The following is a 12,023-nucleotide window of genomic DNA, read 5'->3' on the forward strand; positions in this document are numbered from 1 at the left end:
GGTGCCTTCACGCGCACCCATTGCAACGGCGTCATTGCATTCAAATTCAATCCATTGCATTGATTTCCCTGCACTGACCTGCGAAAACGTCTCTCGACTGATTGACCGAATTCTGAATGCAACGTAGCTTTCGAATCGAGTCAAACGAGTGCTGTCGCGAGATGAGGAATGGTCATGAGTGAATCCGTCCACACCGTCACGACGATGCCGACGGAGCGCCGGCCCGGCTGTCCGTTCGACCCGCCGGCCGAGCTCGTCGAGGCCCGTCGGCACGGCCCCATCAGCCGCCACACCCACCCCGGCGGCAAGCCGGGCTGGCTGATCACCGGATACGACCTGGTCAGGTCGGTCCTGGCCGACCCGCGGTTCAGCTCGCGCAAAGAGCTCCTGAACGTGGTCGACTTCGAGATACCCCCCGCCCCGCCCGGTGAGTTCCTGCTCATGGACGACCCGCAGCACGGGCGCTACCGCAAGCCGCTCGTGGGCAAGTTCACCGCGCGGCGGATGCGACTGCTCACCGAGCGCATCGAGCAGATCACCGCCGACTGCCTGGACGCCATGGAGCAGGCCGGGCCGGAGGCGGACCTGGTGACCGCGTTCGCCAAGCCCATCCCCACCATCATCATCTGCGAACTGCTCGGGGTGCCGTACGAGGACCGTGCCTCCTTCCAGGAGCAGATCGACAAGTTCATGAACGGGGAGACGAACGACGAGGACCTGCTGGCGGCCTACACCGCCACCCAGGAGTACCTCGCGCAGCTCGTGGCCGCCAAGCGCGCGAACCCCACCGACGACGTGCTCAGCGAACTCACCGACGGCGACCTGACCGACGAGGAGCTGAAGGGGATCGCCCTGATCCTGCTCGCGGCCGGTTTCGACACCACCGCCAACATGCTGTCCCTCGGGGTCTTCGCGCTGCTGCAGAACCCGGAGCAACTGGCCGCGCTGCGCGACGATCCCAAGCTCATCGACCCGGCGGTGGAGGAACTGCTGCGGTACCTGAGCGTCGCCAAGTCGTTCATGAGGACGGCGCTGGAGGACGTCGAGGTGGGCGGCCAGACCATCGAGGCGGGCACCACGGTCGTCCTGTCGTACAACACCGCCAACCGCGACCCGGAGCGGTTCGCCGAGCCCCACGAGCTCGACCTGCGGAGGGAGGACGGCGGACACCTGGCCTTCGGCCACGGGATCCACCTGTGCCTGGGCGCGCAACTGGCCCGCGTCGAGATGCGGGTCGCCCTCACCGCGCTCCTGAGCCGTTTCCCCACGCTGCGTCTCGCCGTACCGGCCGAGGAAGTCGCCGTGCGCCCGGAATCCGCGGACATTCACGGAGTGAAGAGACTGCCGGTCACCTGGGACGTGTGACGCGACGCCGGCCGCCGTGTCAGTACACGAGCTTGTACGTCACGTCCTTGGCGACGGGGGCGGGCGAGGTGTCCGTGTACACGAGCCGGATAGTGGAGTAGCGCTGGAGGCCGGGGTTCTCCGGCCAGACCTGCGGATTGCTCAGGGTCACCGACACCGGGTACGGGCGGAAACGGCCGGCGGCGCAGTAGGGGCGGCAGTCGTTCACCATGTCGACGCCGGTGGCGGTCGCGGTCTTCGCGCCCCAGCTGTCCCAGCGCAGCCCGACGAGGCGGTTGTTCCCGTCGCCGCAGGCCAGGAGGTACTCCTCGGGGCGGATCTGCGGCTGGGACGAACAGTCCACGACCACGACCGGAGCCGCCGGATCCGCCGGGTGGGCGGTCGCCCGGCCGGCGGAGTGCGCCGAGACCGGGATCATCGCGGCGGCCAGCGCCGCCGTCGTGCACAGCAAGGTGGCCGTCCGCACCCTGCGCCGGGATGCGCGCGCGGGGCGGTCGGCTGCGGATGCGTTCACGGAAGTCCTGCCTCCCCGCCGTCGGTGTAGCGGCCTTCCCAGCTTCCCTCATCCCCGCGGACCCCGCACCCGCTGGGACCCCCGGGCCCGCCCGTGCGGGGCGGCGCGGGGCCCGCCCGCGCTCCGACCCGCAGGCCCGTCCCTTAGGGTGGCCACCGGGTGGACCGTGCACCGCGGGTCCACAAGTGTGCAGGGGGAACGGGGGAGTTGGTGGAGGTTCTGCGGCCAGGCGATCCGCCGGAGATCGGGGGGTACCGCCTGCTGGCGCGCCTCGGCTCGGGAGGCATGGGCGAGGTGTTCCTGGCCCGGACGGCATCGGGGCGGGCCCTGGCCCTGAAGACCGTGCACCGGGAACTGAGCCTGGAGCCCGACTTCGCCGACCGGTTCGCCCGCGAGATAGCCACCAATGACCGGGTGCGCGGTCCGTGGACGGTCTCCGTGGTGGATTTCAGCCCGCCGGGAGAATCGCCGCAGTGGCTGGCGACGGAGTACGTCGCCGCGCCCACGCTGGGGGACTGGGTGCACCGGTACGGTCCCCTCGCCGCGCCCGCCGTGGAGCGCCTCGCCCGGGAGCTGGCGGCCGCGCTGGTCACCGTACGCGCGACCGGGGTGGTCCACCGCGACATCAAGCCGGCCAACGTGCTGCTCGGTCCGGAGCGGCCCTTCCTCATCGACTTCGGCATCGCCCGGGCGGTGCGCGACCCGCGCCACACGCAGACGGGCGCGGTCATCGGCACGCCCGGCTACCTTTCGCCCGAGCAGGCGACGGGCGCCGTGGCATCGGCGCCGGCGGACGTCTTCTCCCTGGCCGCCGTCCTCGTGTACGCGGCCACCGGCCGCAGTCCGTTCCTGGCGCACGGCGAAGAGCTCGACCTGCCGGCCCTCCTGTACCGGATCGTGCACGACGAGCCCCTCCTCGACGGCGTGCCGGAACCGCTGCTGCCGCTGCTCGGGCGGTGCCTGGCGAAGGATCCGGAACGGCGCCCGACCGCCGAGGACGTACGGGCGCTGCTCGGCGAACCGGCGGAAGAGGAGGAGTGGACCGGCGTGATGCCGGCGGCGCTGGTGGCGGACGTCGGCCGCCGGGAGGCCGAACTGCGGCAACTCCTCGACGCATCGCGGGCGCCCCTGCGGCCCCCCGCCGGTATCGGTACGCCGCCGGTCTCCCCGTCCCCCCTCCCGGCCCCGCTCCCGACCCCGCCGCAGTCCCCGCCCGGGCCCGCTCCCTTCGGGCCCGCGGCCTCGTCCACCGCTCCCGCCGTTCCACGGGGCGCCGGCGGCCCGGTCTCCCGCCGGTCCCTGGCGATCGGTGCGGCCGCCGGCGCCGTGGTCCTGGCGACGGCCGTCGCGCTCGCGATCCGGTACGCGGGAGGAGGCGACGGAGGCAGGGCCACGGCCTCCACCACCCCGCCCGTCTCGACATCGTCCGCGCAGCCGGGGGCGAAGCCCGGCGCGCAGTCGAACTCCGCGGCGGCACTGCCGGACTCGTGGGTCGGCACATGGTCCGGCGCCGGGCCCGGGACGCCGGAGGCGGACGGCATCTCGCGTGCGCGGACGGGGCGGTTCGACGTCACCGTCACCCTGCGCGCGGGCGCGGTGGGCGAACTCGTGGGCAAGCAGGTCAGCGACGTCAAGGAGGTCTCCACCGGCCGGAACCTCGGATGCACGGAAGCCCTAGAACTGCGCCAGGTCGGCCGCGACACCGCCGTCTTCGCGGCGGTGACCAGCCACCCGACCGACCGCGGGGCCACCTTCGACTGCCCCCAGGGAAACCTGTACGTACTGAGCCTGGCGGAACCGGACCGCCTGACGCTCGAGTCGGAGGGAGCGCAGTCGGTCGGCGCTCCCTCCTCGCTGACCCGCCACCCCTGAACCACGGCCCGCCCGCACGGGACCGCCCGTACGAGACCGCCAACGGAATATCGCGTTGCCTTCCTAGGGTCCCTAGGTTCAAACTAGGGGCCCTAGGATCACGAGGAGGGCGCATGGCGCGGGCAGGGCTGACGGCGGAGCGGGTGACGATCGCGGGCGCCGAGCTGGCGGACGAGGTCGGACTCGAGCGGGTGACCATGTCACAGGTGGCTCGCCGGCTCGGCGTGAAGGACGCGAGCCTCTACGCGCACGTCCGCGGCCTGGAGGACCTGCGCGGACGGATCGCCCTGCTGGCGGCGGACGAGAAGACCATCCGCATCGCCGAGGCGACCTCCGGGCTGGCGGGGAAGGACGCGCTGGTCGCGTTCGCCGACGCCTGGCGGGAGTACGCCCACGCGCATCCGGGCCGCTACACGGCGACGCAGACCCCGATCCGGATCGACCCCGGGCTCGCGGCCGACGCCCCCGGACCGCGGCGGGCGGTCGAGCTGACCTACGGCATGCTGCGCGGCTACGGACTCGCCGAGCCCGACCTGACCGACGCCGTCCGGTTGCTGCGCAGCACGTTCCACGGGTTCGTCGCCCTGGAGGCCGCGGGCGGCTTCGCGCACGAGCGCACGCCCCAGCAGACCTGGGTCCGCACCCTCGACGCCCTGCACGCCCTCCTCGAGCACTGGCCCCCGTCCCGAGAAGGAGACTCCGCATGACCTCCCCGACCACCGGCCGCCTGCGCGTGAACGGCGCGACCCTCCACTACGAAGTGCGGGGCAGCGGCCCGCTCCTGCTGCTGATCCCCGGAGGGTCGGGCGGCGCGGCCTCCTTCGACGCGATCGCCGACGTCCTGGCCGCCGACCACACCGTCGCGACCTACGACCCGCGCGGCATGTCCGACAGCACGCTGGACGACCCCGAGGCCGAACAGCGCGTGGCCGAACACGCCGACGACGCCCTGCGGATACTGGACTTGCTGTCGCCCGGCCGACCCGCGCGCGTGTTCGGCTCCAGCTCGGGCGCGATCGCCGGCCTGCACCTGCTCACCGCACACCCCGAACGCCTCGAACTGCTCGTGGCACACGAGCCGCCGGTCGTCGAGGTCCTCCCGGACGCGGCCGAACACCGGGCGCTCATCGCGCGCGTGAAGGCGACGTTCCACGCGGAGGGACTCATGCCCGCGATGGCCGTGTTCGCCGAAGGCCTGAAGAAGGACGGTGACACCACCGCCCGGCCGAAGGCCGAGGTCACCCTGCCACCGCAGGCGGCGGCCCGGGCCGAGCGGACGATGGCCAACCTGCCCTACTTCGTCGGCCGCATCGTGCCGGCCTTCATGTCCTACGCCCCGGACACCGACCGGCTCGCGGCACTGTCGGACCGGCTCGTGCTCGCCTGCGGCCGGGACTCGCGCGGCGAACTGCCCTACCGCCCGGCCGCATTGCTGGCCGAGCGGCTGGGCAGCGAACTCCTCCACTTCCCCGGCGGGCACACCGGCCTGACCACCCACCCGGTCGAGTTCGCGGAACTCCTGCGCAAGGCGTTCAGCCCGCGATGAGCGCGTCCCACCGGTCGCGGGTCGGGCCGTCGTACGTCGGCGAGAAGTCGGGGCGGGCGGCCAGCCAGGCCGTGACGCGCCCGTGCACCTCGTCCGCGCCGTAGGCGTCGTCGGCGGGCCGCAGGAGGTGGCGGACCTGGGCCCGGGCTCGCATGACGACCGGGTCCTCGAAGGCACAGACGGCCCGCGCGGCGGCCCGCCGGTCCGAGGGCGGTGTGCTCTCGGCGAGGCGTCGTCCGGCGGCGTGATCGGCTTTCACCTGCGCGTCGAACCACGGGCGCAGCGCCCGTGTCGCCCAGGAGTGGTAGTCGGCGGGGTCCGCGACGATCTCGTCGACATGAGTGGCGAGGTGCTGGGCGGCGTACAGGCCGAGGGCCACGCCGTGGCCGAGGGTGGGATTGGTGTGGACGAGGCTGTCACCGGCGTTGACCAGGCCGGCGACCACAGGACCGTCATCGTCGGTGAGGGACGTCCAGCGGTTGTCCAGGCCGGCCATCGCCAGGACGGCGGAACGCGGTTCGGGGTCCAGGTCGAGCCAGGCAGCGGTGGCGGGGAAGAGGCGGGCGGCGGCCTCGAACACCGCGGGATCGGTGAGCGCGCCGCGGGTCGGGTCACCCGTGGAGAGCACGAGGTGCAGGGCGAAGGTGTCGTTGTCGGAAGGAAAGACGCCGGCGAGCGCGTAGGGCGCGTCCGAACCGGTCTTCACCCGCCCCGGGTCACGCGGACCGTCGGCGCGCAGGCGGTACCAGCGGCACAGGTACGCGATCCCGGTGCGGTGGCTCTCGACCACGGGCGGGCGACAGCCGGCCGCGGTCAGCCAGGCCGGCACCGGCGAGCGCCGCCCCGACGCGTCGACGACGAGATCCGCCGGGTGCGTTTCCGTGCCCACCCGCACGCCGGTGACCCGGGGAGGGTGTCCGTCCTCGAAAGCGAGGCCGCGCACCGGGGCGCCGCGACGCACGTCGACGGAGGCTTCCCGCCGCACGGCAGCCGTCAGGGCGGCCTCCAGCACGATCCGGCGGGTGCGCAGGGTCACCAGGTCCTCGTCGCCGGCCCGGTGCGGCGGGTGCTCGCCGAACCAGTCGAAGTCGTGGTACTCCCGGGCGCCCCGCGCCAGCAGGTCCTCGTAGACGTCGGGGGTTTCGGTGCGCAGTACGGTGCGTACGGGCGCGAGGAAGGAATGAGGCTGGACGGCCTGCGGAACCCGGGTCCGCTTCCAGTGGTAGAAGTCCTCGTCCAGGTGGTCTCCGGCCTGCCGCGCGTCCTGCTCGAACAACGTGACCAGATGGCCCCGTCGACCGAGCATGAGCGCCGTTGCCAGCCCGCTGATACCGCCACCGATGATCGCAACCCGCGCCACTCGAACTCCTCTTCGCGTCGTGTTGCGAGACGATCCTAGCAACCGATGATCTCCGGTTGGCGACCGCTTGCCGGTAACAGGCGCCCGATAACCGGTCAGTTGGGCCTTTGGCCCTCGCGAGCCCGCCCGCACGGTGCGGTTGGAGCCTGTCCGAAGACCTGAAGGCCAGGTGACCCCGCGGGATCAGCGCCGCGGGGACAGCGACTCCCGGTACACCCGGGCGGATTCCGGGTTCGCGCCGCACTGCCACACGCCGTGCGGGCAGTAGTCGGTGATGCTGTGGTACAGCGGTTCGTGCTCGGCGATCCAGGCCAGCATGCGCCGCACGTACTCGGGGTTGTCGCCGTTGCGGAACAGCCCCCACTCGGGGTACGAGATCCGCTTGCGGTGCGCCTTCGCGAAATCGACCTGCTCCTGGAGCCCGAGCGGCTGGCGGACCTGGTCGTCGAAGTCGTCGCCCGGCGGTTGGTCGTAGCTGTCCATGCCGACGACGTCGACCACGTCGTCGCCCGGGTAGCACCGGGTCCACGCGATCGCGTCACCGCCGCGGTTGGGGGCGAAGTCGAAACGGAACCGCTGACCCCGTACCGAACGCATCGCGCCCACGATGCGCCGCCAGTACCGCTTCCAGTTGTCGGGATCGGGCCGGCAGCGGTGGGTGTAGTTGAAGCCGTTCATCTCCCAGCCGAGCACGACAACCGTGTCCGGCACCCCGAGCGCGACCAGACGCTCGGCCAGCCGCCGGAAGTGGTGGTCGTACTCGCCCCGCGCGCCGGAACGGATCAGCTCGGCGACGCGGCCGTCGGGGACGCCCGCCTCGTTGCGCTCCAGCATCGGCACGTTCAGGACGAACAGCCGATCGGCCCGGGCCCTGCGCCACTGCGCCCAGGCGCGCAGCGAATCGGGCGCCCCCTCGATGTTGGCCCAGGTGTCGCCGGGCAGGTAGGTGTGCCCGGCGCGCAGCTCCCTACCCCCGAGCCAGCGCGAGAACTCCTGCATCCTCTCGACGCCGGGCGAGCCGTAGTGGAGGTAGGCGCCCACCGCCACCTCGGTGCCGGGGCTGCCGCCCGAACCCTCGCGCGGCCGCGTCGCCTGGCACCCGGTCATGAGCAGGCCGACGGCGAGGGTACTCGTACAGGCGCGCACCAGCCGGCGGCCCCGACGGGACATGGTGCCTCCACACGCTTCGCGGACCGATGTTCCTGCCGCGACGTTAGCCGGCCCGCCCGCCCCCGGCCCGTCCGGTGCCCCCCTACTGGGCCGTTCGCGGCAGCCGGCCGCCCCGCCTTGGCCCGGTCGGGCGAAGCCCGCCGGTCAGAACCAGTGCAGGCAGTGCGGGGAACGCTCGGTCCGGAACAGGGCGTCGGCGAGGGCGGCCGCGCCCGCGTGGTGGGCCCTGATGTGTCCGGCGCGCACGAGGGTGCTCGGGGCGGTGCCGCCGAGGTAGACCGAGGCCAGGTCGCTCACGTCCAGGGACAGGTCGGGTTCCCGGTCCGTCGGGACGCAGTCGGCCTTGCCGTCGCGGACGGTCAGCAGGTGGCGGCCGCGCTCGGCGAGGAACCGGTCCTCGACGTCGAGGACGATCTCACCGTCCGCGAACCAGCCGCGCGCGGTCAGCGCGCCGGGCACGTCCAGCAGCCGCACCCAGAGCCAGTCGCCGACTCCCGTCACCTCGCCGCCCCGGAAGTCCTCGAACTGCCAACGCAGCGGATGATCGGTCGGGACGTGCTTGAAGGACACCTGGTGGACGAGGTCGTGCTCCAGCAGGAACCGGGCCAGGGCCGTGTGGACGGCGTCGTCGGCGGCGATGATCTCGTCGACCTTCATGGTCCTCGACGCCCCGGGCTCGATCGTGTAGCCGGCGTACCCGTCCGGGACGCCGTCGGCGTCCCGGTGGACCGCGACGTAACGCGGCGCGGGGGAGATCGGGGGCTGTCCCGCGCGCAGGGACCACCAGCGGTGCGGACGGGACAGCGCACCGGGCTGCGCGCGGCGGTACCGGTCGTAGACCTCTTCGAGGACCTCTCCGCAGTCGGTGCTGCGCACCACCTCGATCGAACCGGTCGCCGCGCCCGCGTCCCGGTCGCCCTGCCCCGCGCCCGCCCGGGGGAGGGCGAGGGCCGACCGGTGGCGCGGCACGGTCAGCCCCGCCGTGTACGTCGCCGGTCCGTAGCCGAACCTGCGGTAGATCAGTGCCTCGGAGGCCAGCAGCACGGAGAGGAACTCCCCGCGGGCGCGCAGCTCGGCGAGCTGATGCCGCATCAGCGCGCTGAGCACGCCCTGCCGCCGGTGGGAGGGCAGGACGCCGACGGCGGTCACCCCGGAGACCGGTACGAGGTTCCCACCGGGCAGGGTGAGCTCGAAGGAGTACGCACCGGCGGTGCCGACGGGCTTCCCGTCCTCCGTCACCGCGAACAGGCACCGGTCCATTTCGAGCGCCGACCACCAGTGCCCGCCGCCGTCGACCGGCGGCTGCGGGTACAGCCCGAACGCGGCGAGCATCGTGCCGACGAAGAGGTCGAATTCCTGGTCGCTCGTGTTACGGATCTGCATCTGCGCCGCCGCTGCCTTCCCGGATGCCGACACCACCGTTCGCGGTGCCCCGCCACAGTCCAACGCCGCCCCCCGGCCGGGTCAACCGAATTACCCGACGGCGGGCAGTTCGACGCGGACGGTGAGGCCGCCGCCGCCGCGCCCGGAGTGGCATTGACCGGCGGTTTTGATCGCCCCCTAGGGCTGCGGCGTCGGGTCGAGGGGCCGAAGGAAGCGACGTTCGTACCGGCGAATGCATCGAGTCCGACGAGCCAACTCGAACGCCTCCTGGCACTCGGGGTCGTGCGCGCTGTCTGCGCGGTACTGCTCGTAGACGGCAAGGCTGGGGAAGGAGAAGAGTGCGTACGCGATGTCGCTGTCGCCCTCGCTGGGCAGGAAGTAGCCGTGGTGCGTGCCCCCGAACCGGGCCACGAGAGCGACCCACCGGCGGCCGTACTCCTCGAAGTCCTCTATGCGGTCGGGATCGATCTCGTACTTCAGGTGAACGGTGATCATGGGACGACATGATGCCTGACCAGCGTCACACGGCAAGGGGAGAGGGTACCGATCACGGACACTCGAGATCCGGAAGAGGCCTAGGGCCGCCGGGCCGGTACCGGCCGGAGTGCGGGCCAGCGGTCCAGCATGCGGGTGCGCATGGCGCCGGTGAGGACGCTCGCCCGTCCCAGGGAAGGGTGGTCGGCGGTCATGCGGCTGACGACTCCGAGCCGGTGGACCAGCCGTTGCCGGGCCGTCGCCGTACCCCACTTCCAGTCCTGCCGCGGAATCCGGGCCAGGTGGTCGACGCCCTGACGGTGCGCCCGTTCGACCAGCGCGTCGCCGCGGAGCAGCCAGCCGGCGCACGCGTCGGTGAGACCGTCCCGGACCTCGGAACCGGTCGCGGCGCGCCACGCGGTGCGGTAGGCGTGCTCCGCCCGATCCAGCAGCGCCTCGGACGCCGAGGTGACGCACCAGCAGGTGGGGAAGCCGATGCGCAGGTAGGCCAACTCCATCAGGCCGCTGCCCAAGGACGCCTGCTCGAAGTCGACGAACCTGATGCCCCCGGCCGTGTGGAGGTCGTTCCCGGGGCACGGATCCCCGTGGAGGAGCGCGTGCCCGGACGCCTCGCCGAGCCGGCCCACCAGGTCGGCGAGCTCCTCGGCGACCCCGGGCACGTCAGGGACTCCGAGAGCCGTTGCCAGTCCGAGGAAGGCGTCGACGTCGGTCCGGTCCGGACCCCGCCACCGGGGAAGCACGCCGGCGTCCGCCGGACCGGCCGCGGCGTGCAGCCGTGCCAGTGCGGCCGCGTGGTCGACGATCCAGTCGCCGGCCGGGCGCCGGTGGTCCAGATGTTCCAGCACCAGCACCCGCTCGGCCGGATCGGTGGCCAACAGCGCCGGCACCACCGGGGTTTCGGCCCGGGCGGCGAGCCGCAGGGCGGCCACCTCGCGTGCGTACCTCTCGTCGGCGTCGGGTCCGTCCACGATCTGCTTCACCACCGCCGGGGCCTGCGGCAGTTCGACGCGCCATACCCGCGAGCGAGGGCTGCTGCCCAGTCTGCGGGCCCGCCGGGGTGGTCCCAGCTCGGCCCGTAACGCGTCCGCGAACGTCAGTCGTGACCACATGGGTGCATGCTGCCACCCTCACGCGGAGAGGTCGACGCGTACCGCCTCCACCCAGGCCGGGGGCGCGGGCGGATCCTCCCCGACGAGCGCGGCGATCAGGCGGCAGGACAGCGTCTCGTCCGGCCACGGGGTGTACCCGTCGGTCAGCACGATCACGACGTTCGGCCGGTCGGGCAGGGCCAGCGCCGCTTCGATGCCGACCCGCATGTCCGTGCCCCCGCCGCCCGCCAGGGTCACCTCGCCGGCGCTGCGTACCCGGGTCACGGCGTGTACGTCGGCGTCGCAGGCGAGGACCGCGACCCGATTGCCGCCGACGCCCACCTCCCGCAGGACACCGGTGACTTCGGCGAGCGCGGCAGCGAGGTCGTCGGGGCCCATCGAGCCCGAGGTGTCGATGATGACCGCCACCCGGGGCAGCGGCCTGCGCAGGCTGGGCAGCACCACCCGGCCGCCGAGAGCGGGAGTGCGGCGCGAGGGGCGCCGGTACGTGTAGTCCACCGCGCCGGCCGCCCAGGCGGCGGCCTCGCGGACCGCCCCGGACAGCACCTCGCGCCAGTCCACGGTGGGCTCCAGCAGTTCCTCCGCCCACCGGGTCCAACCCGCGGGGATCCGGCCCCGGGTGCGCTGGTGGGCCCGTACGGCCTGCGCGGTCTGCCGGCGCAGTGCCTCCGCCTCCACGGAGCCGACCCGGGCGGGGCCGCCGTCCTCGCCCAGCTCCCACGGGCCGGGGACGCCGTGCGCCCCGGAGCCGCAGTCGGGCCCGTGCGGGGTCGGCGGGATCGCCGGCAGGTAGCTCTCGAACAGGCCGCCCGTGGGCAGGCCGTAGTGCCTGGGCTCCACGCGGCTCTCGGGCAGCGACAGCCCGTCGGCCAGCAGGTCGTCGTTGATCTCGCAGTCCTGCGCGATGTTGACCCGGACCCGGTCGCGCTGGTCGGCGGCGGGCAGCCGCTCGGCGCGGCCGTGGTGGTCGCGCAGCAGGTGCGCCACCTCGTGGATCCACACCCCGGCCAGCTCTACGACCGGGGTCTCCTCGACGAAGGCGGGCGAGACGTAGCAGCGCCAGTGCCGGTCGACGCCCATCGTGCGCACGCCCTCCGAGGGGACCACGGTCAGCGCGTACAGGGCCGAGGCGAGGTACGGGCGCGACTCGGCGGCCTTGTAACGGGCCGCCAGCAGCTTCGCGCGGTCCAGCTCCGGGCGCACGGCGGA

General features: G+C 73.0%; 10 protein-coding genes and 1 pseudogene. 4 read left to right on the forward strand and 7 right to left on the reverse strand.

Annotated elements, in window-relative coordinates:
* Positions 1–174 precede the first annotated feature (174 nt).
* The gene (locus ACFYZL_RS20075) at positions 175–1,365 is read left to right on the forward strand and encodes a cytochrome P450 (protein WP_384747128.1); all 1,191 of its coding nucleotides are present in this window, start codon (positions 175–177) and stop codon (positions 1,363–1,365) included.
* A 19-nt stretch (positions 1,366–1,384) separates the two neighbouring features.
* Here the strand turns inward: ACFYZL_RS20075 and ACFYZL_RS20080 are convergent, their stop codons facing one another.
* Positions 1,385–1,879, reverse strand: coding sequence for a hypothetical protein (locus ACFYZL_RS20080; RefSeq protein WP_384747126.1), 495 nt, complete (start codon positions 1,877–1,879; stop codon positions 1,385–1,387).
* A gap of 210 nt (positions 1,880–2,089) precedes the next feature.
* On the opposite strand from ACFYZL_RS20080, the gene ACFYZL_RS20085 reads away from it, so the two are divergent.
* The 3 genes from ACFYZL_RS20085 to ACFYZL_RS20095 all read left to right on the forward strand — a co-directional run bounded on the left by ACFYZL_RS20085 (position 2,090) and on the right by ACFYZL_RS20095 (position 5,297).
* Entirely contained in the window at positions 2,090–3,751 is a 1,662-nt protein-coding gene (locus ACFYZL_RS20085; RefSeq protein ID WP_388680516.1) for a serine/threonine-protein kinase, read from the forward strand.
* 113 nt (positions 3,752–3,864) lie between these two features.
* A complete protein-coding gene (locus tag ACFYZL_RS20090; protein WP_384747122.1) occupies positions 3,865–4,458 on the forward strand; it encodes a TetR/AcrR family transcriptional regulator in 594 nt (197 codons plus the stop codon).
* Positions 4,455–5,297 carry an alpha/beta fold hydrolase gene (locus ACFYZL_RS20095; RefSeq protein WP_384747120.1) on the forward strand — a complete coding sequence of 281 codons (843 nt, stop codon included), beginning with the start codon at positions 4,455–4,457 and terminating at the stop codon, positions 5,295–5,297. Before ACFYZL_RS20090 ends, ACFYZL_RS20095 begins: the two co-directional genes overlap by 4 nt.
* Here the strand turns inward: ACFYZL_RS20095 and ACFYZL_RS20100 are convergent.
* The 6 genes and pseudogenes from ACFYZL_RS20100 to ACFYZL_RS20125 all read right to left on the reverse strand — a co-directional run bounded on the left by ACFYZL_RS20100 (position 5,284) and on the right by ACFYZL_RS20125 (position 12,017).
* A complete protein-coding gene (locus ACFYZL_RS20100) occupies positions 5,284–6,657 on the reverse strand; it encodes an FAD-dependent oxidoreductase (protein ID WP_384747118.1) in 1,374 nt (457 codons plus the stop codon). The two genes, ACFYZL_RS20095 and ACFYZL_RS20100, sit on opposite strands and share 14 nt — an antisense overlap.
* A 195-nt stretch (positions 6,658–6,852) precedes the next feature.
* Positions 6,853–7,827: pseudogene (locus ACFYZL_RS20105) on the reverse strand (glycosyl hydrolase); the annotation flags it as partial.
* 144 nt (positions 7,828–7,971) lie between these two features.
* On the reverse strand, positions 7,972–9,210 hold the full coding sequence (locus tag ACFYZL_RS20110; RefSeq protein ID WP_388680521.1) for a GNAT family N-acetyltransferase: 1,239 nt from the start codon (positions 9,208–9,210) through the stop codon (positions 7,972–7,974).
* 177 nt (positions 9,211–9,387) lie between these two features.
* Positions 9,388–9,705, reverse strand: a complete 318-nt coding sequence (locus ACFYZL_RS20115; protein WP_384747114.1) for an NIPSNAP family protein — start codon at positions 9,703–9,705, stop codon at positions 9,388–9,390.
* Between the two features lie 80 nt (positions 9,706–9,785).
* On the reverse strand, positions 9,786–10,814 hold the full coding sequence (locus tag ACFYZL_RS20120; protein WP_388680524.1) for an aminoglycoside phosphotransferase family protein: 1,029 nt from the start codon (positions 10,812–10,814) through the stop codon (positions 9,786–9,788).
* Between the two features lie 18 nt (positions 10,815–10,832).
* Positions 10,833–12,017, reverse strand: a complete 1,185-nt coding sequence (locus tag ACFYZL_RS20125) for a VWA-like domain-containing protein (RefSeq protein WP_388680527.1) — start codon at positions 12,015–12,017, stop codon at positions 10,833–10,835.
* Positions 12,018–12,023 lie beyond the last annotated feature (6 nt).

It is taken from the genome of Streptomyces sp. NPDC001717, from assembly GCF_042892775.1.
Taxonomy (GTDB): domain Bacteria; phylum Actinomycetota; class Actinomycetes; order Streptomycetales; family Streptomycetaceae; genus Streptomyces.

What these genes read in the sequence shown, in the direction of transcription:
- ACFYZL_RS20075 (WP_384747128.1), top strand. Translation starts at nt 175, where the DNA reads ATGAGTGAATCCGTCCACACCGTCACGACGATGCCGACGGAGCGCCGG.
- ACFYZL_RS20090 (WP_384747122.1), top strand. Translation starts at nt 3,865, where the DNA reads ATGGCGCGGGCAGGGCTGACGGCGGAGCGGGTGACGATCGCGGGCGCC.
- ACFYZL_RS20095 (WP_384747120.1), top strand. Translation starts at nt 4,455, where the DNA reads ATGACCTCCCCGACCACCGGCCGCCTGCGCGTGAACGGCGCGACCCTC.
- ACFYZL_RS20110 (WP_388680521.1), bottom strand. Translation starts at nt 9,210, where the DNA reads ATGCAGATCCGTAACACGAGCGACCAGGAATTCGACCTCTTCGTCGGC.
- ACFYZL_RS20115 (WP_384747114.1), bottom strand. Translation starts at nt 9,705, where the DNA reads ATGATCACCGTTCACCTGAAGTACGAGATCGATCCCGACCGCATAGAG.
- ACFYZL_RS20120 (WP_388680524.1), bottom strand. Translation starts at nt 10,814, where the DNA reads ATGTGGTCACGACTGACGTTCGCGGACGCGTTACGGGCCGAGCTGGGA.